The organism is Vibrio antiquarius (assembly GCF_000024825.1).
GTDB lineage: Bacteria > Pseudomonadota > Gammaproteobacteria > Enterobacterales > Vibrionaceae > Vibrio > Vibrio diabolicus.
The window spans coordinates 686,394-709,382 of sequence record NC_013457.1; the positions used below are offsets into that span (position 1 = coordinate 686,394).

Below are 22,989 nucleotides of genomic sequence, written 5' to 3' on the forward strand. Positions count from 1 at the left end.
CTCAGTAAAATCTTGAATCCCCCAATTCAGACACCTGCGTACAACTTCCTCTTGATTGAACATTCAATAGCTTAGAAAAGATCCACAAAACAAATTCAAATTTTAATGTTTAATTCAAAGGTATTTTTATGTCTAAAGTAAACGGCTCAGTAAAATGGTTTAACGAAACTAAAGGCTTTGGCTTCCTATCTCAAGACAACGGTGGTCAAGATGTATTCGTACACTTCAACGCTATCGTTTCTGACGGTTTCAAAACACTGACTGAAGGTCAGAAAGTAAGCTTCAACGTAGAGCAAGGTAAAAAAGGTCCTCAAGCGACTGAAGTAACTCCTCTATAAGACTGCTTTTCTTGGTGTAGCATGCCCATGCTGCACCAAATCTCTCTCCTTCAAAAATATTCTCACTTTAATCACTCAGCCTAATATCAGGCATTGCTTTGTGCTACCTAAAATAAATAGGATAGTACTGCTTAATTTATTATTTATAGGAAAAATCATGTCCTCAAAAAGAACAGGCCGTCAAAGGCATTGGTATCAATTACTTAACAAAGACAAAATCACTAAGAAACAGGAGAATAAATGTTAGAAATTGAATTTAATCTAGAACAACCTCACACCTCTTGGAACGCTAAAATACATCAATTAAATGGTGATATTTTACGAAGGCACGTATTACCTAAGCTTCATTCTCATAGCTACATGATCGATTTTGAATATTGTGAGAAAACGCAATCTGGAACTATTCTCTGTGATTCAGGTTCAAAGTTAGGAAGTTTTACTGTTAACTAATTCAGTTTTCATGCATTAATGAATGATGCAACTAATTTGGAAGGTATCCAATGGCTAGAAAAAGTAAGAAGCAAGCAGAAAAAGACAAAAAAGAGTCTGAGCAAAACGCGGCGGCGGTAAAACAAAAAACGCGACGCCGTATAGAAGACATTATGGAACAAAGAGAATTTGACAAGTTATTTGATCTATAAGCTATCCTTGACTCTTTCAATTCTCTCTCTGCTCCATCGTTGTGCAAGGTACCGCCACCTACCTTTGCTCAAACGAAGCCTCACTCTTTTCCTCGCTTATAACAACACGATAAGCCTCGTTCACGCTCAAAAACCAATTTGCTCCTCTATACCCAAGTGACTTATACGGTTGCCAGTTACTTTTCTTAGAAAAATCCTTCGACTACTGACAACTAGGTTATTTGCGTATAGCCAAATTGAGAATTTTGCGTATAATCGCCTCGTTTGCTTCGTATAACCCCAATGATATGGTTTGGGGGTCTCTACCAGTTCCCGCAAAGTGCTGATTACGAAGAGTTGAGATCATCGTGGGTCTTACTCTTTGTGATAGCGTTCGATTTATTCTTATCTATACCTATTCTTAGAGTAACTGCATCCACAATACACATAAGGTGGAATATGAACGCATTTATTCAAGGTCTTCCAAAAGTAGAGCTGCACTTACATATCGAAGGTTCACTTGAGCCAGAACTTCTCTTCAAGCTGGCGCAACGAAACGGCATCGACATTCCTTACTCTTCTCCGAGTGAACTACGCAGCGCGTATCAGTTCGAAGACTTACAGTCATTCCTTGACCTTTATTACCAAGGGGCGGATGTTTTGCGTACAGAGCAAGACTTTTACGATCTCACTTGGGAATACTTACTGCACTGTAAAGCGGATAACGTTATTCATACCGAAATCTTTTTTGACCCACAAACGCATACAGAGCGCGGTATTGACTTTGACACCGTGACCCACGGGATCGCTCGCGCACTAAAAGATGGGCACGAGAAGCTCGGCATTACTTCACAAATCATTGCGTGTTTCCTCCGTCACCTTTCAGAAGAAAGCGCCATGGAGACTCTGCAAGCCGTTCTGAAACACCGTGATAAGATCATTGGTGTCGGTCTAGATTCTTCAGAACAAGGCCATCCACCAGCTAAGTTCAAACGAGTATTTAAACAAGCGGTAGAAGCAGGCTTACTGACTGTTGCTCATGCAGGTGAAGAAGGCCCCGCACAAAACATTACCGATGCAATTGAAATGCTTCACGTCAGCCGCGTGGATCATGGTGTTCGCTGTGTTGAGAATGAAGCATTAGTCGAGTCGTTAATTGAAAGCAAAATGCCACTAACGGTATGTCCATTATCGAACCTTAAATTGTGTGTATTTGACGATATGAAAGATCACAATATTGTCGAGCTACTGCGCAAAGGTGTCGCTGTGACGATTAATTCGGACGATCCGGTATACTTTGGTGGTTACATGACAGATAACTTTTTAGCCGTCAACAACGCACACCCAATGAGTAATAATGAACTAGCTCAATTCACAATGAATGCGATTGATGCTAGCTTCATCGATAATGAGTTGAAAGCGAAGTATCGCCATCTCGTTAGTCAATACGTAAGTCAGCATGAAGCGTTGTAATAAAGCCATCAGTGCTACATCTTGGGTCAAACACTTAGGTGCTAAAACCTTACAAAAGCTCTGTGGTTAACCGCATTTATAAGCGCTAGACTGAGAAAGCTAAACTAGCACACAAAAAGGAATAAAATCATGATTCAACAAGGCCAAGCTCTACCAGTTGCGACTCTAAGCGAATTGACTGCCGATGGTATGGTTAACCACGACGTTACTGAGCTGTTTGCAAACAAGAAAGTCGTACTCTTCGCTGTACCTGGCGCATTCACCCCAACGTGCTCGGAAGCTCACCTACCAGGCTATGTGGTATTAGCCGACGAGTTGAAGGCAAAAGGTGTTGATTTAATTGCGTGTGTTTCTGTAAACGATGCATTTGTGATGCAAGCTTGGGGCGAAGCTCAAAACGCTTCAGAAATCCTGATGTTGGGTGATGGCGACGCAAGCTTTACTAAAGCATTGGGTCTTGAAATGGATACCGGCGGCTTTGGTGGTATTCGCTCACAACGCTACGCCATGATCATTGAAAACGGCATTGTGACCAAACTTAACGTTGAAGAACCAAAAGAGTTTGAAGCAAGCAAAGCAGAAACGATTTTAGCGGCGCTTTAAGCTTACCCTTAGATACAAAAACGGAAGCCATCGCTTCCGTTTTTTGTTGGCTAACGCATTCTCACAACACTCGTTTGTTGCTTACGCTGCATTTCCGCAAAAGTCAGCACAAATGGGGATGATTGCTTTACGCGGCTCGGCAGTGAAGAAAGCGCATTGTAGGCATCCTGTTTCGTTTTAAAATCGCCAACAGTTACCGTATACCAACGCGTGCCTCGGCTGTTTTTCCAGTTAACCCAAACCGGATGCTTAGGATCGATATAACGAATGTAATCTTTCACATCTTTTTCTTGCTTTAGCGCGAGTACCTGCATCGTGTAATGGTTTGGGTTTAAATAACCATACGCATCCTGAGAGGTCATTACTCCAACACATTGGCCACTATCGACCTGCTGCTGGTAAGGCATAGCGCAGCCCATGAGCGATAAAATCAATGTCAAAGATAAAATCTTGTGCACGTGTCACTCCATTTTTGTTCTAGTTTCTTTTCTCTCGCACTCAAAAACACAAAAACGCTTCTAATTAGGCGAAAATAGACCCATACGAGAAGGTTCGATGTTTTAGCGCAACGAGTATTCCAAAAAAGTAAGGCGACCACGTTGGCCGCCTTAGTAAATTGATTTAATAGAACAATAACAAGATAGAGTGATAATGGCAGAAGTTAGCTGTTTTTTATAGCCAACTCGCGACCAATTGCTTAAACCAGTCTAAAATTCGCTTGAATAAGCTGCCTTCTTCCACTGATTCCAACGCAACAAGTTCGGCTTCATTCACAACTTTACCTTCGACTTTGTAAAGCACTTTACCAACCACTTGTTGTTGAGAAATTGGCGCTACCAAATCGCCATTATATTCAACCTCAGCTTGTAGCTTTTTCACATCCCCTTTTGGTAAAGTAAGATAAACGTCATTGGCCACGCCTACTTTCAGTTCATCTTGTTCGCCCATCCAAACTCGAGCGTTCGCAACTTCCGTTCCTGCCTCGGTTGGCATTACCGTATCGTAAAAGCGGAAGCCATAACTTAGCAGTTGTTTGCTTTCGGATTCACGGATATTCTCACTTTTTGCTCCCATCACAACTGCAATTAAACGCATATCACCTTGAGTCGCTGAAGTCGCTAGACTATAACCAGCACCGCTCGTATAACCAGTTTTCATGCCATCAACATTCATACTGCGATCACGAAGCAAGCCATTGCGGTTATATTGCGTAATGCCGTTGTAGGTAAACGAAGTTTCGCTATACAGTGGGTAGATGTCAGGTAAGTCACGAATAATAGCTTGACCCAACTTGGCAATGTCATAAGGTGTTGAATATAAACCGTCACTGTCTAGACCATGAGGGTTGGTGAAAGCCGTGTTATTTAATTCAAGCTTAGCAGCCCAACTATTCATCAAGCTTACAAACCCTGATTCACTACCTGCGACATGTTCAGCAATGGCCACACTAGCATCATTACCTGATTGAACAACCAGGCCACGGTATAAGTCAGATAAAGAAACGGAAGTATTGACTTCAATAAACATCTTTGAGGAATCTGGGAAGTTTTTTGCCCAAGCATTTCGGCTAATGACGACCTCATCATCCAAAGTAATATTACCTGCGTTAATTTCTTGACCAGCCACATAAGCCGTCATTAACTTCGTTAAGCTCGCAGGATTTAGCCGTTTATGTGCATCACGTTCAACCAGCACTTTCCCAGTGTGAAAGTCCATCAAAACATAGCCACGAGAACTGAGTTCCGGTGCATTTGGCACAACCGTTGGTGCTGCATAAGCCAACGAAGATACAGCAGCGAACCCTGTAATTAACACTGTGTTTAATATAGTACTTTTTCTCATCATGACATCTTATCTTAGTAGCATTTAAGGCTTACAAACGGTACCCGAATGAATTCAAAGCGCAGGGTTACCTAGGTAAAGAGCGAGTATATTGAAACGGCGCTCAGTTACAGCCACCTTGTTACGATTAGTTACTTTTACTCAATGTTTGTCGAGAATAATGAGAGGTAGGTAGAGCTTTCGTCTAGAAAGATGAGACAAGAGGCGAGAAATCATGCCGTTATGCTATGTAATTAGTGTTCAGAGAAAAAACCGTACAAGCCAGATCTAAAACTAAGCTTGTACGGGAAAAGATAGCTAAAAATTTTATCACTATCTAACTAGGGGCAACTAAGAAAATCTACAATTCAATTAATAACCCGAACTAATAATTTACTAACCAATGCTTCATCTCGGTCATAACAACATAATAATTTATTGTCAGAAATTCAGATAAAAATAAAAATTTAATTTATATATAACCTAAATATTATCTATTACTAGACCGGAGAAAAGTATAATTTCCCTTTCTTAAAACTAAGGGAGGCTTTTTTCGATGCCTTTGAGTTTGTATCGTCATCAGTAAACTGAGTGTAACAATGAGGGATAAGGCATCCGGCTTTAGCGCGAAAAGATAAGCCACTGTTATTTAAGTTCACTCTCTGCTTTTTTATCACTAAAGACTTTAAATTTCGGTTACCTTCAGTTTGTATAGCAATTCTTTCACGTACCCCAACCCAGTACGACTCAAACGACGACATTATACATATCCTCTTTCATGGTATAAGCAGTTGTAATTAAACATTGCTCAAATCTAGATGTAGAATTCAGTAAATTATTTAAATTTCATTTATCTATAAATTTTGATTTAAATAGATTAACCTGCATATTCCACACAAAATAAAAGGTTATGTCAAAGATTAATTATCATTAAGTTTATTTATATTAGATATAAAATTAAGTTATAAATTTAAGGTTATCTAAAGTATAAATTTTTAGAATGTCATCAGCTAATAGTTAATAGAAATGCAGAGAGCTTGTTGAATATGAAAACGACAAATAGAAGCAAAGAACTATCTATAGATTGAATAATCTTCAACGGGGTTACAATTCAAATAAAAGTAGCGCATCTAGTAAGATGCGCTATGGATTTGATCAGTTTTGGATTATGAGTTCGGATGAAAATAAACTTACTTGAAGTGACTGAACCAAGTTTGCTTATGGTTTAAGCTTCAATACCTTATCAATATCTTCTGCGCTGTGACGTTCAGGTAACTGCTCCCACTCTTCTCCCCATGAGCGATTCACAATACGACCACGCTGGACAGCTTCTCGCTCATCAATCGCTTTCGCCCAACGCACAACGTTTTTATAGCTTTCTACGTCTAAGAATTCAGCCGCATCGTAAGCACGACCCAGTACAAGGTTGCCGTACCATGGCCATGTTGCGATATCAGCGATACTGTACTCATCGCCACCTAGGAATTCATTGTTTGCGAGGCGCTTGTCTAATACATCTAACTGACGTTTTGCTTCCATTGTAAAACGGTTGATTGGGTACTCGAACTTCTCTGGTGCGTACGCGTAGAAGTGACCAAAACCACCGCCTAGGTATGGCGCAGAACCTTGCAGCCAGAATAACCAGTTCATTACCTCAGCACGCTTAGCGCCTTCTTTTGGTAAGAAATGATCAAACTTCTCAGCTAGATAAAACAAGATGTTGCCAGATTCAAACACGTTCACTGGCTCAGAACCCGAACGGTCAACCAATGCCGGAATTTTAGAGTTTGGGTTAACAGCTACAAAGCCAGAACCAAACTGGTCGCCGTCACCAATCTTGATCAGGTATGCATCATATTCTGCTTCTTTTACGCCTGCCGCCAGAAGCTCTTCAAACATGATTGTTACTTTCTGGCCGTTTGGAGTCCCCATGGAATAAAGTTGGAATGGGTGTTCCCCAACAGGCAATTCTTGCTCATGACGAGCGCCTGAGTCCGGGCGGTTAATGCTCGCCCACTGGCCACCGTTTTCGTTATCGTTTGTCCAAACTTTTGGTGGAATGTATTCGTTAGCCATTGTTATCCCTTATTGTGTTTGAATGCATTATCAAACTGGCAAACTCAGTGCGCCAGCAAGCATGATGAAGTAACCCACCGCATTCGATAAATGGGCATACCCAAGATATTAGGCCGGAATCTTCAAATAAAAGTCCTGACCTTTCACTTAATTAGAACCTTTGGTTATGGGATTTTCTTTCACGCTATAAGGAAAAACGTTGTGTTAATGTGAGTTAGGTTCGAGATGCTAACAATAATGAGTAAGCCCAACTCGGCGGCGCACCTCTGTTTGGTGATTTAGAACAACCGCTTAACTTTACAGTCACTAAGAACGAAGTAGTGTTAGATACTTTGGTTCAGAAGACTTACGTACGTGAAAGATAGTTAGGTTAGATAGTTAAAAAGAAAAACGCCCTTCACTGAGTCAATGAAGGGCGTTTTAATATCTTTGTAATCGAAACCGTTACTTAGCTGATTCAAACAAACCAGTGATGCCTTTCAAAGGGAAAAGCCTTGCTTGCTCCAACCCTTTCAACGTTACCTTATTGAGGTCATCAATAAAGAAACGACTGGTCATCGTGTGTTTGCCACCATTAATAAAAATCTCGATGACAGAGTTGTCGATATATATATCAATCGTCTGCTTAGCGTCCAATCTTGGTGCTTTTCGAATGCCACCAAATTCTTCTGCGTACAAATGAGACATGTAACGACGGTCCAGCATAAACTCGTGCTCTGTCGCACTAAAGACGATGTTGTCACCTTTGAGGTTACTCAGCTCAAGTTCAAAGCCATCGCCCTCAAGGTCTAATTGGATCAAACAATTGGTGCTTTCCAGTGTATGGGATTGTGCAAAGACCACCTCTTCTTTTCTCAAACTCTTCAGCTCAGGGAGTGGAGTTTGAACAAGAAAACCATCTTTCAACGTTAGTTCTCTAGGAAGAGACAACATTCCTGCCCACTGGTGTGTGACCGATGGCGTGTCGATTTCTGGCAACCCTATCCATGCAATAAGAATGCGACGCCCATTCTCATCTAAATAGGTTTGTGGGGCGTAGAAATCAAACCCATAATCTGGCTGCAAAATATCTTGGTGGTTTTCTAAAGTCATCGACTCTAGGTTCAACTGATCACCCACGATATACGCGACAGAATAGATGTTTTTGAAATCATAAGAATTACTACTGCTCACGCCCTGTGGAGAAAACAGCATCACCGATTGACCATTAATCTCAAAGAAATCAGGACACTCCCACATGTACCCAAGGTCAGAAAACTTGGTCTTGATAGGACCTTTATGCTGCCACGTTTTCAAATCTTTGCTTTGATAGAGCGCCATTGAACCATGCTCAGTTTTGGTTTGAGCACCCACCACCATCAAATAGTCGTCGCCTTTCTTCCAAACTTTTGGGTCACGAAAGTGCTCCGTGTAATGTTCGTTCTCAATGACCACACCATGTTTTTCAATGTTGCCGTCTGAATCCATGGTGGCAAAGCACTGTGTTGGAATTCGGTTCCAGTTTTGGTCACGCTTGTTGCCAGTAAAAAACAGCAAAGCCTTGTCGTTTTCCACCAAAGCGCCGCCCGAATAGACACCATGTGAATCGTAGTCTTGGTCAGGATGAAGACCCACGCCATGATCAGTAAAATGGATGAAGTCTTTAGTAGAAAGGTGATACCAATACTTCATTCCATGGACTGGTCCCACAGGTGTCCACTGGTAAAAGATGTGGTGCTCACCATTGAAATAGCACAACCCATTTGGGTCATTTAACAGCCCAAATCTAGGGGCGATATGAAAACTAGGAAAGCCTTTATCTTGCTGACGTAAAAGTGTCATTTCTTCGATATCACACTGAGGGATTTGCTCAAGTCGGCGATATCTTTGCTCTACAGTCCAACGGTTGTTTAAGCTCATAATTTTTCTCAACTGAAATTGGATCTGGAGATCATTGCCCAATAAATTGCAGCAATTCTGTCTGGGTCGGAAGCGCAGTCATTGCGCCTTTTTGCGTCGTCGCTAATGCACCACAGCCATTTGCCCATTGAATCGCAGAGCTAACAACAGGATGATTTTTCCAATCGTCATGTTGAGACAGACATGCCAGTAGCCCTCCGACAAAAGCATCACCCGCACCTGTGGTATCAATCGGACTAACGACTTGACCTGTGATCAGCTCACTCTGACTTTCAAAGACGCGCCAAACGCCTTTCGCACCTTGTGTCACCAAGACCAACGCAATATTCATAGCGGCTATTTGTTGTAAACCTTGTGCCATCGATGTTGAGTCAGTTAAGAACAAAAGCTCTTCTTCAGAGAACTTAACCACATCAGCCATCGCTACAGCCTTCATTACGACAGCTTGGATTTCTGATTGATCTTGCCACACTTCATCACGCAGGTTAGGGTCAAAGCTAATGAAACCACCAGCGGCTTTTGCTCTTTTGATCGCCTCAAATGTGCTGCTTCTACTTGGCTCATTTGCCAGTGAAATCGAGCAAACATGCAGCCAGTCACCTTGCTTAAAGTTTGGGATATCTTCAACAGACATAAACTGATCAGCGCTCGGTTTTACCATAAACGTAAAGCTGCGCTCACCTTGATCGTCTAAATCCACCACCACTGTTGATGTTCTTTGCTCAGGATCTTTAACGAGAAACTCCGTGCACACGCCCTCTTGATCCAGAGTTGATTTCATAAAGCGACCAAATGGGTCATCACCCACACGTCCAAAAAACGCACTCTTACCAGATAGACGAGCAATCGCTACGGCGACATTCGCTGGTGCACCACCGGGACATTTGAGTAAAGAAGTCTCAGATTCCGGTATTAGATCGACAACAGCATCACCAGTTACCCACACTTGATTCATCTTGCTTACCTTAAAATTAAAGCCCTGATAGCCCAACGTGTTGAACACCTTCACTACCAAGTAAAAATTGAAAAAGGCTAGCCAAGCCATTAGTGCTTGGCTAGCACCCCAAACATTTAGGAAAAGAAGTGGATTTTGGGGGGCTCCACCCTTAAGGAGTTCAGATTAAGCCGCTGCTTTTTTACCGACTTTAGCGCGGTCACGCATACCAAGAACAATGGTGAGAACAAATGCGGTCAAGAACGCGATCACCATACCCGCGATGTAGTAACCAATCTTATCTGGCGTGATGGAAATGATGCCTGGAAGACCAGCTGCCCCTAATGCCTGAGCTTTCACATTAAACATTGTAATGAACGCACTTGATAACGCCGCAGCGCAAACTGCCGCGATAAATGGGTAACGTAGTTTTAAGTTAACACCAAACATGGCTGGTTCTGTAATACCCAGCAAACCCGTGACACCCGATGGAATCGCAATACCTTTCATCTTCTTATCTTTACTCATTATGCCCACCGCCAACGCTGCAGCACCTTGAGAAACGTTAGACATCGCCGCAATAGGAAAGATAAAGGTGCCACCTGTCGTCGCAATATCCGCAAGAAGTTGCGTTTCAATCGCAATGAAGCTGTGATGCATACCGGTAATAACAAACGGAGCATAGATAAGACCAAATACCGCACCACCAACAAAGCCAGCTGTGTTGTATAGCCAGTTCAGACCATCACCCAATAGGAAACCGATATCACGCGTGAACGGACCGACGACAGTAAACGTCAGCAAACCCGCTATGAAAATCGCCAGTAATGGCGTTAAAAGGTTGTCTAAAACAGAAGGTATGACTTTACGTAAGCCTAGCTCAACCTTCGCAAGAATGAATGCCGATACCAAAACCGGTAACACTGAACCTTGGTAACCCACTTTTTGGATTTCAAAACCAAGAATATTCCAAACCGGAATGTTGCCAGACACAGATGCGCCGCCGAATCCCCAACCATTCAGCAAGTCAGGGTGAACCATCAACATACCTAGCGCTGCCCCTAAATATGGGTTGCCGCCAAACTTCTTGCTGGCTGAAAATGCCAGCAGAATAGGCAGGTAAACAAACGGCGCGTTTGCAAACGTGTTGATCATGTTCGCCAAGTCTGTCAGTCCTGGATTGGCCTCAATCAAGGATTTACCATCAATAAACAAGCCTTGGGCAGTCAGTAGGTTGTAAATACCCATCAACAAACCGCCAGCGACGATTGCTGGAATGATTGGGACGAAAATATCAGACAGCCCTTTCACCGCGCGCTGAACGATGTTTTGTTTCTCTGCGCCAGCAGACGCAACGTCGTTGGTGGACATTTCACTCATCCCCGTCAACTTCGCCATTTCTGCATAAACTTGGTTTACGATGCCTGATCCAAAAATGATTTGGTACTGACCCGCAACTTTGAACTGCCCTTTTACCCCTTCAAGGTTATCAATCGCTTGTTCATCTATTTTTTGCTCATCTGCAACGGCAAGGCGTAAGCGTGTCGCACAATGTGCAAGTGCGGTGATGTTGCTTTTACCACCTAATAGAGTTAACAACTCTTTTGCTACTGCCGGATAATTCATTTCATACCCCATTGGATTATTATCTGAGCTTACGAAATTTTCGGGAACGTTTGCAAAACAGATTTTTGCTCAATAAAACCAAATGATCAAAGATAAAGCTGAGAGAATGTGAGAATGATCGTCAAATTCTCTCCCTAAGAGCAGTATAGGAGGTTAGAATCGCTACTTATCAAAGAGCTTTTCATCTTCTCTTTGCAAACAATCCCAAAAACGAAAAACAGAATGGATAGGAACAATGGCGAGTCTGCATGATGTCGCCCGTCTGGCTGGCGTATCAAAATCAACAGTGTCACGGGTTATAAACGATGAGTATGGCGTAAAAGAAGCGACAAAACAGAAGGTCCGCCAAGCAGTAGCGGAGTGTGGCTATGTGCCGAACCAAGTCGCTAAAGATCTAAAATCTCAAAAGACCAATCTGGTTGGTGTCATTGTTCCTCGGGTTTCCTCTCATGCCACATCCCAAGGTGTCGATGGATTAACCGATGTCCTTGAAAAAGCCGGGAAGCATGTCTTACTTGCTAGCACTCACCAAGCCCACGAAAAAGAACTGGAATACATTCAGATCTTTAACCAAAAACGGGTTGAAGGGATCATTCTTTACGCGACCCACCTCGATTCCAAGCTGGTCAAAGCAATTCAAAACTCAGCGGTCCCAGTTGTGCTCGTCGGTCAAGATGGTTCCATGTTTAATATTCCAAGCATCATTCATGATGACGCACGAGTAGGGTTTGAAGCGGGAAATAGACTGGTTGCAAAAGGTTGCCAAACCATGGGCTTTATTGGCGTACAAGGTGACGATATCGCGGTAGATAAGCAACGCTCTGAAGGATTTGTTCAGGCGCTGCAACACCATGGTTTTGAGCTCGCCTTCCATGCTCGTGGTGACTTTACCATCGACTCTGGCTATGCATTGGCAAAACAACACTTAACAGAGAACCGTAAGCTAGATGGCTTGTTCTGTGCGACAGACCGTATTGCTATCGGTGCGATGAGAGCGATTCAAGAGCTCGGGTTAACACCGGGTAAAGACGTTTTAGTGCTAGGAGTTGGTGATGATGAGCTCGCATCAGTGTGCACCCCAACCTTATCAACATTTAACTATGCATTTGATAAAGCAGGTGAAAATGGTGCGAAACTGTTGCTAGACAGAATTGCCAACAGAAGTTTTGAAATGAGTAAGATGGTACTAACCTTCAAAGCAATTGAGCGTCAGTCCTGTTAATGAAAAAGCGCCAACTGAAATCAGTTGGCGCTTTTCTTATTACTCTTTGTCGGTTAGATCCCTTTAGAACCAAGTTTCCATTTGCAGTGCAAACAGAACTTCACCACCATCACCCATCGTTGCAGCGCCCGCATCCTGGCTAATCGAGTAGCCATTCAAGTCTTCGCTCCAATCTACGTAGCTAACAGCAAAACGTAGCTCCGGACGGTCAAAGAAACCTGCTGCGGTAGACATCTTAAGCGTTGGTGCAATTGTCGCTTTGTAAAAACTGCCACTTGCTTTATCAATCGCATTGTCTAGGTCCATGTATTGGTATGAGCCTTCATAAACCATCTCAAAGTTTTGTGTAAACTCTTGCGCTAAGCGGATGTTGAACGATGCCCACGTAAATTCATCATTTTTAGCAAAGCGATCTTGGCTGTGTTCTGCTAACAACGCAGGTGCTACACGCCAATTGTCGCCGATGCGTGTTACACCATAGCTGAACAAGCGTACGGCTTTTGCGTCTTCTAGCAAATCACCGTTTGAACCAATGCCTTTAAGTTCTGCACCCAGTCCATCACCCATCAAAATACCAGTTTTAGAGAAGCCTTCACTCATGCCAAAGAAGTTATCGCCATGGTAGGCAAACATCGCATGTAAACCTTTGTCCGCTGCACCTTCTACGCGATCATTGTTATCAGCAGACGTCATACCGCTCAGCATCAATTGCCAATTACCAAAGCGGTTGTTCATTGTCGCTATATAGTTTTCAATATCAGTTGACGAGCTATCAATCTCACCAAAATCACGACCATAGATCGAGAAGTTTGCTTTCCACGAATCGCTCATTTGGACGTCATACACGCCAGCACCAGTACCAGATAGGAAAACGATATCCGAGTCAAAGAAGTGAATGTCAAAGTTATCACGGTCAAATCGTTTACCTGCCCAAAACGTTGCGTCAGCAAACGCACTTGATTCAGAGAACATGCTCAACTTGTTTAGCTCAGCATATACCTGACGAACGTTTAATTGACTCTCACTCGCTGTCCATTCGTTATTGGTTTCCGTACTATCTGCCAACATGATTCGGAACAATGCGCTGGAACCATCATCTGCAAAGCGTTTGTGAATAAGGTTTGCTTCCACATAATGATCATCCTCAACCCCTAATCGTCCAATTGGAGCGCCAATAGCACCAGCTGCCGTCATGTAAGGACCAGTACCCACTGCACCATTCAGATCATCATTAATGAGCAGCCCGGAACGAGCGTAGCCATGAAACTCAAAGCTTGAGGCTTTCTCATTTGCTTCTGTGGATACTTTTTCTGTCTGTTCAAGTCTCTGTTCTAATTCATTAATTCGCTTTTCAAGAGCGTCAACATCTGTTGTTGCGAATGCAGGTGCAGTAACCAGCCCAAGCGCTACTGCCATCGTCAAAGTGTGTAGTTTCATTTCCATAGTCTCACGTAAATTTATACTCAGGGTTTTGCAAACGTTCCCAAGAAAAATTGCAAACATATGGTAACTTTAAATGTCCATCTAAAGCCTGAATTTCAGAGCGCTCAGATACAGAGCGTCTCTATCACTTGTATCAATGGGGCGATAATATATAAAATTTTCGGGAACGTTACCGCAAGGAAGCAATTTTGTTACTTCTATCACGTTCAATTGTGTTACTTACAGAAAAATCATTAACCAGCGCACATTTGAACGGTAATGAGAAACAGGCATTGAAATTCAGCCTTATTAACAGGTGGCATTGTGGCAGAGACGTTGGCTCAACGTCTTTTATAGATTGTCTTGTGGTTAGAGCGCACAAAAAACTTCATAGAATCAGTGAGAGCATTGGCTCCATGCATTTTAATATCTACAAAACTCATTTTTTGAACATAAATGAGTTTTGTAAAATCCAATAATCTTGCTCATGGTCACATCGGTTTCGAAAAGCCACTCATTACCAAAAAGTAATCAAGCTAATGTAGTCTAATGCATCTCAACGTTATTCTCTTTGGCGACTAGTAAGTATTTAATTTGATGTTGAAAATCTGCCTCAATTATCTCTTCTCGACCTTTGGACATAACGGTGTCGTAAACCATGTTTACATATTCATACGGCAGATATTTATCAAAAACATGAACTATATCGTCGTTAATTAAAATTTCACCGTAACAAGCTAAGTCTTCATCAAACGTATTTTGGTAACAAGATATTTTAGAACTATCCCATCCAGAGTAAAATTTGACACTCTTGACATCGTCATACATCGCAATGAATAACTTTTCGATTCCAAGCTTTCCTTCAGCCTCAAACCTCGACTCAAAGTTAACATAGCCGATAGCAATACCTTCATTAGAAGCTGAGTAATCTTTATTAACTCCGTAGTGGACTTGGTTTTCTCTAAGTTTAGAATTGCCAATAGCTTTCCAAGTTAGGCGGTTCCCATCAATATTTTCACCAAATGTAAGCTCTTCTTTGACCTCAATAATTTGGTTCGCCAATTGGTAAGTTAAAGGCAGGTCAAGATCCGGAACGTTAGTGGCAAGACTTAGACCTTTCCTGCTATGTTTTTCGTAAATTACCTGATGTTTTCTTGGCTCGGAGTGAGAGCTTACAACTATCCATCCGCTTTCTTCAGTAGATGGGTTAGTTGATTCGGAGTTACAGCCCAAAATAAGAAGAGTTGACGCGCTAAACAGTACAGTTTTTAAGTACATAGTGAGTATTCAAAGTTAATTATTTAGTGGCATTATCATTTAAAACAATATCATGGGCAATAAAATCATACTTTAATACCTCAATAGTTATTCTATTTCGAAGTTAATATTTTTGATTAGCTAAATTGCTAGGTTAATAACAGAGAACGATGCCAGAATGAATTACGTGTTCTAACTCTATACTTAATCATACAAATCCGGCAGTGCGAAACGAATAAAGTGAACGTGTCAAAAGCCCGAATAGCGTTACCCAACAAAACGCCCTTCACATAAGTAAAGGGCGTTTGTTATTTGATGTTTTGATTAGCGAGTTATAACACCAACCCACCATCAATCTTGAGCACTTGTCCGGTTATAAACGCACTTTTATCAGACGCTAGAAACGCAACGCCATTCGCAATGTCTTGCGCCGAGCCCATGCGTCCCAGAGGCGTTTTACTTTCCATCATTTGAATGACTTTTTCAGGCAAGCTCTTTGTCATGTCGGTAGCGATAAAACCTGGAGCAACACAGTTGACTCGGATTTGAGCGCCTTTTCTTGCTAACTCTTTCGCCCAGCCTTTGCTCATCGCTATCACGCCACCTTTACTCGCGCCATAATTACTTTGACCAATATTGCCATCCGTTCCCACAATAGAAGAAATGCTGACAATACTACCTACACCCTGCTCTAGCATGACAGGAGCAACGCGCTGGGTGAGTAAAAACACCGCCTTTAGGTTCACGTCGATAACGCTGTCCCAGTCTTGCTCTAACATGTCTGGCAGCAGTGCATCTCTCGTTATCCCGGCGTTGTTGACCAGAACATCAATGCGTTGATGTTTCGCGACGATGCGGTCGACCACTTCACTTACCGCTGCGGCCTCACAGAGATTCACTTGATAACTTGAAAGGTTTGGCGACTGACTCCACTCCACAGGCGAGATATCTAGCCCCACGACGTGGAATCCATCTTCTAGTAATTGTTCGCAAATGGCCTGCCCTATACCGCGAGCAGCCCCTGTAACGACGGCGACTTTTTCGTCTTTCATCTTGGTCTTCCTTAAATGTTGAGAGTACAAATCTTGCTTGCTCCTAAGCGCTTATCGTTATGTGGTTTTGTGCTTCTCATACGCAAAGGGGTTTATTTAGATAATGAAACTATAGGAATATTCTGGAAGTAGGATGTGAATGAATCAAGACAACTTGATGATGTTTCAGCCCGTATTATTCCTAGAATCAAGATAGAAATACGATGGTGAGCCCTAAGCCTTTGAAGAAAAAAGCACCAACAATGCCAGTGGTGCTTTGAGTAAATGCCGTGTTAATGCTTTGTCTCTAACAAGACGTGCCTTTTGAAGGGTGGGAGCAGGTTAAATATCACTCCGATGATAAACAACGTAATAACAATCGTCGCACCGCTCGGTAAATCATACTTTGCAGAAGCTGCTATCCCCAGCAGAATACCAATTGTTCCGATACCTAAACTGGCGATTAAAAAACGTCTACCTTTAAGGCTTGCGGCACCTAAAGCTGGAATCACAAGCAAGGCAAACTCCAAGTAAATCCCTGTCAGTTTGACGGTGATAGGCATCAAAATAGCGAAGATGAGGTAAAAACCGCTACCATGCATAAACTCTGGTTTTAGCGTTAGCAACAATAACATTGCCCCCGTAATGACAGCCAAAGGCCAAACATCTTGCCATGTTGACCACAGTAGCTGACCATTCAAGATCCCTTGAATAAAATCGGCACCGTGTGGGTCTTTGCTAACCAGTAATACTGCCAATGAAGCGGACACAACAAACAAGCTGCCGATCATCGGTTCTAGGTGAGGATGTTTACGCTTTTCAAGCGCAGCAATAACACCACAAAGCACCAAAGACATCATCCAAGGACCAAGCATGCTGCCAAGCCATGATTCGGATAGCCAAGGAGAACCAGCATACCAAGAAGAAGAGTTCAGCCAATAGTGACTTAGCGCCGCTCCCAATGCTGCGACCTGAGCAACCGCCAAATCTATAAAGATGATCTGACGATTAAGAACTTGTTGCCCCAGAACGATGTTGCCAACTAACGCAATTAAGCCACACAAAACCGCTGGCGCTAACCAAAGGTATTCACCCATAATTAAAATTTCACTGAACTGGGTGATACCAACGTGGCGAGCAGATCAGTAATCACTTCATCATAGAGCTCATCTAAGCTTTGCTGTTTTGAGACCGTCAAAGGTAACTGCGCTACAGGCTTATCCGTTTGTTGCTTTAACCACATAGCCGGACGTTGATCTTGATGAGATGAAAACACAATAGCGTCAAACTGTTTGGCATCCAATTGAGTTAAAGATTGCAGATGCGACGTCGTTGGCGATATCCCCGGTTTCGGTTCAAGATCCGCGACTTGAACCATACCTAGCCAATCAAATAGGTATCGGTAAGTGGAGTGATATCCAACGACCCGTTTCCCCTGTAATGGTTGAGCTTTTTGTTCCCATTCATTGAGCTTTTTTTGCCACTTCGCGCGAAACTTCATACCATTCACTTGGTAACTTTGCGCGTTGTCGGGATCAATCGCTTTTAAGCGCTCAGTTACTTTACGAGATAATGGAATCATGTCATTTGCCGCAAACTGAACATGTGGATTTCCGTGCGCATGAATGTCCCCCATGCTGCGGTCAACATGATCATGAGAGTCCAACATACGCACGAAATCGGTCGCATAAATCATGCTTTGAGCACCATTTTGAACAGCACTATTGCCACTTCTATTTTGAAGCATCGGCAACCAACCTACCTCCAACTCAGCGCCAGAGCACATCGCCATGTCAGCTTGGCGCATCTTGGCAATTAAAGACGGACGAGCTTGAACATAATGCGGATCTTGCTTAGCCGTGGTTGCTGAGTAAATGGTGGCGTTTGGGGCATGACTTTCAAGAAAAGCTTTCCATTCAGGCTCACAAACGAAAATGTTGAGAGCCAAAGCAGGCGAAGAGATGATGGCAGCTCCCGCCGCCATCATCACTAAACTGCATTTACTTATCGCAAGTTTAGAACGCATGTGCACCGTGCGCTCCAAATGTCATCACGTATTGCAGAGTAAACACGTTGTCTGTTTCGCTGTCTTGGTTATCAATGCGAGTGTATTGCGCACGGATCGTACCGAAATGAGAAGAATCCCATGCGATCATCGCATCCATCTCTTTATCATTCAGTGCTGTGAAATGCATGTGGTCGCCGTGTGCATGACCATCGTAGCTTTCTGCTTCGCCGTAACGTAGACCAGCTGACCAACTTGGGTTGAAGCGGTAAACGCCCGAAACATAGTATGCGCTTAGGTTGTCTGGTGACTCTGCATCGTTCTTGTATTTGCTGTCTACTACACCGTCTAACAACATGTATTCCGCAGATAGCGTGAAGTTGCTGTACTTGTAGTTACCATCTGGTGCCCACTTCCACACAAAATCTGCGCCGTATAGGTTCGCACCCGTTACAGCCGCAGCGTGGCTGTGGTCATGTTCTTCTTCGTGACCATGACCATGGTCGTGATCTTCGAATTCTTTAACTTTGCCATTTTCGTTACGCAGGTAGCTTAAACCAAACTGCCAACTGGAAGATTCAGAGAAATCATTACCAAGCTTCATCGTTGTCGTGTAAATACCAACTTTAGAGCCATCTTCAACAGAAGACATCTTGTTGCCGCTTAATGCTTCTACACCAAACTTCACGTAAAGATCGGTTGGCAGAACGATGTTTGCGCGTACACCGTCATCATAGTAATGCGAACCAAGGAAAGTACGGTAAGCAATTGGGCGTTCAACGAAACTGTCAGTGTGCATGTGTTGATTGTTGAGGTAACCGAAGTCAGATAGGAATCGGCCCGCGCGCACGTTTACACCGTATGGCAATGCCAAAGTTTCGATGAATGCTTCTTCAAGCTCTAATTCTGTCTCATCGCCATGACTTTCAAGAACAGCGGTCAACGCACCGTGAAACTTGTCGTCAATATTTGATGATAAGTTCAATTCCGTATGGCCTAGGCCAAAGCCCTCTTCGCGCTCAGAATTATGACGTTGACCATCTTGGTAGTAGCCATCAACAACAACACCAATCTGTGGGTTCGATAATGTATCGGCAAAAACAGGGGACGCAAAGATGCTACCGATCGCGAGAGAAACCAATTTCTTATTCACTACTTCCTTCCTTTTGTTATGTTATAACATTTAATTTTGCAATGTTATAATATAACAATTATCATTACACAAGCAGAAATTTAACTTGGTTCCGACTGCTAGCTCGTATTCAATCCCTGATTTTGACTATCAACAAGTGAATCAATTGATGTTTTTTATACGTATACTATTGAGAGTCAATCATTAGATAAGTAACGGAATTTCAGTATGTTGAATATGGATTTCTCGAAAAGAATCGTGATAGAAACAGGTGAACAGGAGTGGATCGCCAGCCCTTCCAAAGGCGTGTGGCGTAAACCTTTGGAAAGAGAAGCCAAAGAATCAGGGCACACCACCAGCGTAGTGAAGTATGAGCCAAACTCGCACTTTTCGACTCATCCTCATCCTCACGGAGAAGAAATATTAGTGCTCGAAGGAGTGTTCTCTGACGAACATGGTGACTACCCTGCTGGAACCTACTTGCGTAACCCTCCTGGAAGTCAGCATGCGCCCTATAGCAAAGAAGGCTGTGTGATTTTAGTTAAACTAAATCAATTCAATTCTGATGATCTTGAAACAGTTCGCATCAACACGAACGAAGCGAATTGGTTACCTGGCATTGGTGGGCTGAAAGTCATGCCATTGCATGATTTTGAGAATGAACATGTCGCATTGGTTAAATGGCCGAAAGACGAGAAGTTTCAACCACACCGTCACTTTGGTGGTGAAGAAATTTTTGTGTTATCGGGGGAGTTTAAAGACGAGCTAGGAACCTATCCTCCCTACTCTTGGATACGCAGTCCACATATGAGTGAGCACTTTCCTTTTGTAGAGCAAGAAACGATCATTTGGGTAAAAACAGGCCACCTGCCACTCCAAGCTCCTGCTCAGCAACCCTAATGTTGGAATACTTGGCATCGTCCCTTGAAACTAAAATCGGCTCGTAGATTACGAGCCGATGATCATTGCGTCGCTAAGAGCCCATAATTCTCGAGTGGAGCCAATCTTTGAGCTCAGCTCGATTATGTTTTAACACGTTCATTTCGTGATCATCAATCGGGCTTCCTTGCAGTTCTAGTACGCGGATTTCCTTATCTAAAGCATTGTAGTTTTTAACGGTTTCAGCAAATGATGCATCGTTTTCGGCAAGCTGAGTAATGGTATCCAAATGTTCTGGGAATTCATGAGTTAATGAGTGATTTTCACCTAACATAGAGACCTCTTGGCTAGAGTTATTGATGTATATCTCCGCTCATTTTTTGAGCGACACATTCTTAACCATAGCACTTCATTGAGCACAATATCGTCGATTTGAGCACACTTTTACTGAACGTCTTAATGATGGTTCGTCATTGTTTTCGACCCGGTAACTCCGCTCGTTGTTATTCTGTATTTTGTCAATAATAAGCTACATTTAATACACTTCTCATAAAAAGGTACATCTAATGAACAGCATGAAAATTGGCCTAATCAGTGCATCAATAGCCGTTGCACTTATTGGCTGTAATTCAGACAGTGACTCTGTCAGTACAATGACTCCTGTTACTTTGTCCGTATCAGATGCCCCTATTGATGACGTATCAGAAGTGGTGATCACATATAACAAAGTTGCATTTCTTCCTCTGGATGGTGGCACACCACAAGTATTCGATGTGTATAAAACAGACGAAGAAGGCAATTTGGTCGACGAAGATGGTAACCCCCTTCCCGAAGGTGAAGATCCACTCCCACTAAGTGTTAACTTACTCAATTTCCAAGGCAGTGACGCGCAGGAATTGGTGGATGATGAACTGATACCAACTGGTAATTATAAACTCTGCGTGTTTGCTAATGATGGCGATCATCCAAACTACCCATCGTATGTGATTGACGAAGAGACAGGAAATCAAATCCCACTGACCGTCAAAGGTGATGGTGCTTGCCCACAAGGTGTCGGAAAGGATCCTGATTCTGGGGTACTGTTCTTTAACAACACCTTTGCAGTCAACCCTGACAATAATGAGTTCGTAGTTGAATTTGATCTGCGCCGTGGCTTAAAAGACGGAACAGGCCAAAATGAAGGCTACAGCATTCAACGCACCTCCGTCACTTTAATTAACACGGTTACAACGGGGGAGATTCAGGGTGATGTCGCAACATTGACCTATCAAAGCTGCGAAACGGATACCCCAAGTGCAAACGGATATGCGCACGCGGTCTACTTATATCAAGGAAATATCGCTGAAGAAAACATGGGGCCATTTGCCGGCGCAGAAGGCCAAGCAATGCCAATCGCAGCAGCGAACGTGGTTCAAGATGTTGATGATGCAAATTACGAGTACGAATTCGGTTTTGTAGAACCTGGTACTTACTCGGTCGGTTATACCTGTACGGCAAATGACGATTCTGAAGAAGGTATTGTCGCTGGCGAAACTTTCAGCATTTATCAATCAACTAGCGGACTTAACGTATCCGTTGGTACTAATACAGACGCAAACTTTTAAGATCCCCTAGAAATGGCAGAGCCAGCACAAGCTCTGCCTTTTCTTCATGGCGCTCTTGGTCAGCTCTTTGCTCACCACAAATCGACTCACAAGATAATACGTTCGTTTTCATCCTTAGAAGAAGCTAATGGGTAGATAGAAATCCAGCTCAAACGCCTCATCATGGCTGAGAAAGTGATTTTTATGATAATGGACATAAGCGGGTGTAGAACGCTGTTTAAAGCCAGAGTTAGGCAACCACTTCTCTAGTACCATACTGAGTTGAGGAAGAAGCTCACCATATACGCCCGTTAAGCGAAAGACGGCATGCAAACCACCCGGAATCGTCATTTGATTCACGACGCCGCGCACTTTGAGCGGCGTATCAATTGCCATACAAGCCACATAACGACACTTGTCGAGTTCGACCCAAGCAGGGTTGGAGTGATGCAAACCATATTGAACCGAAAAGTCCCGATTCTCAGAACTTGCCCACGCCTTCAAAATCAGCCACGCATTGCGAATGGAACGGCTATAACCCTCATGTCGCACATACGCCGCAAAGCGTTGTGGGACCTCCATAATTTTAGGTTCTGGCAACTCGCGTTTCGCAACCCGATGATAACCTGCAGCCACTTCCGGATCCTTCAAATACGGTTTTTCTGCGACTTGTAAATCATGCTTTCTCCACGCACCAGGTGACATAGCGAACGTTGCTTTAAACGCTCGGCTAAAAGAAGATACCGAGCTAAAGCCGCACTTGTTAGCAATGTCTAACACCGATGAGCTGGTATCAAACATCAGTTGATTGGCGGCGTATTCCATTCTTGTACGGCGGATATATTGATGGATAGACTCCCCTACCACGTCTTTAAAAATACGATGGAAGTGTTGTTCAGAATAGGCTGCTACATCTGCTAGCTCTTTAGCCGATAACTCTCTGCTAATATCCTGATGAATGTAAAACAGCACGTCATTGATTCTGGAAACTTGTTGATGGCTCACGGAGTAAACTTTCGCTCAAATAGCATAAATGGACATATTTAACAGCATAAATGGACACACCAA

22 protein-coding genes, 1 pseudogene and 1 riboswitch are annotated in these 22,989 nt (G+C 43.1%); of the genes and pseudogenes, 9 read left to right on the plus strand and 14 right to left on the minus strand.

Annotated elements, in window-relative coordinates:
- The first annotated feature begins 128 nt into the window (after positions 1-128).
- From cspE to VEA_RS17950, 5 genes are all read left to right on the plus strand, one after another.
- Positions 129-338, plus strand: a complete 210-nt coding sequence (cspE, locus tag VEA_RS17935) for a transcription antiterminator/RNA stability regulator CspE (protein ID WP_005396336.1) — start codon at positions 129-131, stop codon at positions 336-338.
- A 240-nt stretch (positions 339-578) separates the two neighbouring features.
- Positions 579-788, plus strand: coding sequence for a hypothetical protein (locus VEA_RS23580; protein WP_053807947.1), 210 nt, complete (start codon positions 579-581; stop codon positions 786-788).
- A gap of 50 nt (positions 789-838) precedes the next feature.
- Positions 839-979: a PA3496 family putative envelope integrity protein gene (locus VEA_RS17940; RefSeq protein WP_005396335.1), complete on the plus strand. Its 141-nt coding sequence runs from the start codon at positions 839-841 to the stop codon at positions 977-979.
- A 249-nt stretch (positions 980-1,228) separates the two neighbouring features.
- A riboswitch (purine riboswitch) is annotated at positions 1,229-1,328 on the plus strand.
- Positions 1,329-1,417: 89 nt separating this feature from the next.
- A complete protein-coding gene (locus tag VEA_RS17945; RefSeq protein ID WP_012842369.1) occupies positions 1,418-2,431 on the plus strand; it encodes an adenosine deaminase in 1,014 nt (337 codons plus the stop codon).
- Between the two features lie 129 nt (positions 2,432-2,560).
- Positions 2,561-3,034: a peroxiredoxin gene (locus VEA_RS17950; RefSeq protein ID WP_005396331.1), complete on the plus strand. Its 474-nt coding sequence runs from the start codon at positions 2,561-2,563 to the stop codon at positions 3,032-3,034.
- Positions 3,035-3,084: 50 nt separating this feature from the next.
- On the opposite strand, the gene VEA_RS17955 is transcribed toward VEA_RS17950, so the two are convergent.
- From VEA_RS17955 to yghU, 3 genes are all read right to left on the minus strand, one after another.
- A complete protein-coding gene (locus tag VEA_RS17955; RefSeq protein ID WP_006741205.1) occupies positions 3,085-3,492 on the minus strand; it encodes an SPOR domain-containing protein in 408 nt (135 codons plus the stop codon).
- Positions 3,493-3,706: 214 nt separating this feature from the next.
- On the minus strand, positions 3,707-4,876 hold the full coding sequence (locus VEA_RS17960; RefSeq protein ID WP_012842370.1) for a D-alanyl-D-alanine carboxypeptidase family protein: 1,170 nt from the start codon (positions 4,874-4,876) through the stop codon (positions 3,707-3,709).
- A 1,197-nt stretch (positions 4,877-6,073) separates the two neighbouring features.
- Complete coding sequence (gene yghU / locus VEA_RS17970; RefSeq protein WP_006741427.1) at positions 6,074-6,931, minus strand: glutathione-dependent disulfide-bond oxidoreductase; 858 nt, start codon at positions 6,929-6,931, stop codon at positions 6,074-6,076.
- Positions 6,932-7,185: 254 nt separating this feature from the next.
- Between yghU and VEA_RS24655 the strand changes: the two are divergent.
- Positions 7,186-7,296, plus strand: a pseudogene (locus tag VEA_RS24655) (dihydrofolate reductase family protein); the annotation flags it as partial.
- A 79-nt stretch (positions 7,297-7,375) separates the two neighbouring features.
- On the opposite strand, the gene VEA_RS17975 reads toward VEA_RS24655, so the two are convergent.
- The 3 genes from VEA_RS17975 to VEA_RS17985 all read right to left on the minus strand — a co-directional run bounded on the left by VEA_RS17975 (position 7,376) and on the right by VEA_RS17985 (position 11,390).
- Positions 7,376-8,830, minus strand: coding sequence for a sucrose-6-phosphate hydrolase (locus VEA_RS17975; protein WP_012842371.1), 1,455 nt, complete (start codon positions 8,828-8,830; stop codon positions 7,376-7,378).
- 31 nt (positions 8,831-8,861) lie between these two features.
- A complete protein-coding gene (locus VEA_RS17980; protein ID WP_005392790.1) occupies positions 8,862-9,785 on the minus strand; it encodes an aminoimidazole riboside kinase in 924 nt (307 codons plus the stop codon).
- 165 nt (positions 9,786-9,950) lie between these two features.
- Positions 9,951-11,390: a sucrose-specific PTS transporter subunit IIBC gene (locus tag VEA_RS17985; RefSeq protein ID WP_006741425.1), complete on the minus strand. Its 1,440-nt coding sequence runs from the start codon at positions 11,388-11,390 to the stop codon at positions 9,951-9,953.
- Between the two features lie 235 nt (positions 11,391-11,625).
- Between VEA_RS17985 and VEA_RS17990 the strand changes: the two genes are divergently transcribed.
- Positions 11,626-12,612, plus strand: a complete 987-nt coding sequence (locus tag VEA_RS17990) for a LacI family DNA-binding transcriptional regulator (protein ID WP_006741424.1) — start codon at positions 11,626-11,628, stop codon at positions 12,610-12,612.
- A gap of 63 nt (positions 12,613-12,675) precedes the next feature.
- Here VEA_RS17990 and VEA_RS17995 read toward each other — a convergent pair whose 3' ends face one another.
- From VEA_RS17995 to VEA_RS18020, 6 genes are all read right to left on the minus strand, one after another.
- Entirely contained in the window at positions 12,676-14,049 is a 1,374-nt protein-coding gene (locus VEA_RS17995) for a carbohydrate porin (protein WP_041853090.1), read from the minus strand.
- 531 nt (positions 14,050-14,580) lie between these two features.
- A complete protein-coding gene (locus VEA_RS18000) occupies positions 14,581-15,312 on the minus strand; it encodes a hypothetical protein (RefSeq protein WP_012842374.1) in 732 nt (243 codons plus the stop codon).
- Positions 15,313-15,623: 311 nt separating this feature from the next.
- Positions 15,624-16,343: a beta-ketoacyl-ACP reductase gene (locus VEA_RS18005; RefSeq protein WP_006741422.1), complete on the minus strand. Its 720-nt coding sequence runs from the start codon at positions 16,341-16,343 to the stop codon at positions 15,624-15,626.
- 272 nt (positions 16,344-16,615) lie between these two features.
- Entirely contained in the window at positions 16,616-17,419 is an 804-nt protein-coding gene (locus VEA_RS18010; RefSeq protein WP_006741421.1) for a metal ABC transporter permease, read from the minus strand.
- A 2-nt stretch (positions 17,420-17,421) separates the two neighbouring features.
- Positions 17,422-18,348, minus strand: a complete 927-nt coding sequence (locus tag VEA_RS18015) for a metal ABC transporter solute-binding protein, Zn/Mn family (protein ID WP_006741420.1) — start codon at positions 18,346-18,348, stop codon at positions 17,422-17,424.
- The gene (locus VEA_RS18020; protein ID WP_006741419.1) at positions 18,338-19,480 is read right to left on the minus strand and encodes a hypothetical protein; all 1,143 of its coding nucleotides are present in this window, start codon (positions 19,478-19,480) and stop codon (positions 18,338-18,340) included. Before VEA_RS18020 ends, VEA_RS18015 begins: the two co-directional genes overlap by 11 nt.
- Positions 19,481-19,687: 207 nt before the next feature.
- Here VEA_RS18020 and VEA_RS18025 point away from each other — a divergent pair, with 207 nt between their 5' ends.
- Positions 19,688-20,359: a cupin domain-containing protein gene (locus tag VEA_RS18025; protein ID WP_006741418.1), complete on the plus strand. Its 672-nt coding sequence runs from the start codon at positions 19,688-19,690 to the stop codon at positions 20,357-20,359.
- Positions 20,360-20,432: 73 nt separating this feature from the next.
- Here the strand turns inward: VEA_RS18025 and VEA_RS18030 are convergent, their stop codons facing one another.
- Positions 20,433-20,672 carry an HP1242/YdcH family protein gene (locus VEA_RS18030; RefSeq protein WP_005392770.1) on the minus strand — a complete coding sequence of 80 codons (240 nt, stop codon included), beginning with the start codon at positions 20,670-20,672 and terminating at the stop codon, positions 20,433-20,435.
- 232 nt (positions 20,673-20,904) lie between these two features.
- On the opposite strand from VEA_RS18030, the gene VEA_RS18035 reads away from it, so the two are divergent.
- Positions 20,905-21,942, plus strand: a complete 1,038-nt coding sequence (locus VEA_RS18035) for a DUF4382 domain-containing protein (RefSeq protein WP_006741417.1) — start codon at positions 20,905-20,907, stop codon at positions 21,940-21,942.
- Between the two features lie 114 nt (positions 21,943-22,056).
- On the opposite strand, the gene VEA_RS18040 is transcribed toward VEA_RS18035, so the two are convergent.
- Positions 22,057-22,926, minus strand: coding sequence for an AraC family transcriptional regulator (locus VEA_RS18040; protein WP_006741415.1), 870 nt, complete (start codon positions 22,924-22,926; stop codon positions 22,057-22,059).
- Positions 22,927-22,989 lie beyond the last annotated feature (63 nt).

Coding starts and splice junctions, on each gene's coding strand:
- VEA_RS18005 (WP_006741422.1), bottom strand. CDS start 16,343: ATGAAAGACGAAAAAGTCGCCGTCGTTACAGGGGCTGCTCGCGGTATA.
- VEA_RS18015 (WP_006741420.1), bottom strand. CDS start 18,348: ATGCGTTCTAAACTTGCGATAAGTAAATGCAGTTTAGTGATGATGGCG.
- VEA_RS18025 (WP_006741418.1), top strand. CDS start 19,688: ATGTTGAATATGGATTTCTCGAAAAGAATCGTGATAGAAACAGGTGAA.
- VEA_RS17940 (WP_005396335.1), top strand. CDS start 839: ATGGCTAGAAAAAGTAAGAAGCAAGCAGAAAAAGACAAAAAAGAGTCT.
- VEA_RS18030 (WP_005392770.1), bottom strand. CDS start 20,672: ATGTTAGGTGAAAATCACTCATTAACTCATGAATTCCCAGAACATTTG.
- VEA_RS18035 (WP_006741417.1), top strand. CDS start 20,905: ATGAACAGCATGAAAATTGGCCTAATCAGTGCATCAATAGCCGTTGCA.
- VEA_RS17975 (WP_012842371.1), bottom strand. CDS start 8,830: ATGAGCTTAAACAACCGTTGGACTGTAGAGCAAAGATATCGCCGACTT.
- VEA_RS17985 (WP_006741425.1), bottom strand. CDS start 11,390: ATGAATTATCCGGCAGTAGCAAAAGAGTTGTTAACTCTATTAGGTGGT.
- cspE (WP_005396336.1), top strand. CDS start 129: ATGTCTAAAGTAAACGGCTCAGTAAAATGGTTTAACGAAACTAAAGGC.
- VEA_RS17945 (WP_012842369.1), top strand. CDS start 1,418: ATGAACGCATTTATTCAAGGTCTTCCAAAAGTAGAGCTGCACTTACAT.
- VEA_RS23580 (WP_053807947.1), top strand. CDS start 579: ATGTTAGAAATTGAATTTAATCTAGAACAACCTCACACCTCTTGGAAC.
- VEA_RS18000 (WP_012842374.1), bottom strand. CDS start 15,312: ATGTACTTAAAAACTGTACTGTTTAGCGCGTCAACTCTTCTTATTTTG.
- VEA_RS18010 (WP_006741421.1), bottom strand. CDS start 17,419: ATGGGTGAATACCTTTGGTTAGCGCCAGCGGTTTTGTGTGGCTTAATT.
- VEA_RS17995 (WP_041853090.1), bottom strand. CDS start 14,049: ATGAAACTACACACTTTGACGATGGCAGTAGCGCTTGGGCTGGTTACT.
- VEA_RS17960 (WP_012842370.1), bottom strand. CDS start 4,876: ATGAGAAAAAGTACTATATTAAACACAGTGTTAATTACAGGGTTCGCT.
- VEA_RS17980 (WP_005392790.1), bottom strand. CDS start 9,785: ATGAATCAAGTGTGGGTAACTGGTGATGCTGTTGTCGATCTAATACCG.
- yghU (WP_006741427.1), bottom strand. CDS start 6,931: ATGGCTAACGAATACATTCCACCAAAAGTTTGGACAAACGATAACGAA.
- VEA_RS17950 (WP_005396331.1), top strand. CDS start 2,561: ATGATTCAACAAGGCCAAGCTCTACCAGTTGCGACTCTAAGCGAATTG.
- VEA_RS17990 (WP_006741424.1), top strand. CDS start 11,626: ATGGCGAGTCTGCATGATGTCGCCCGTCTGGCTGGCGTATCAAAATCA.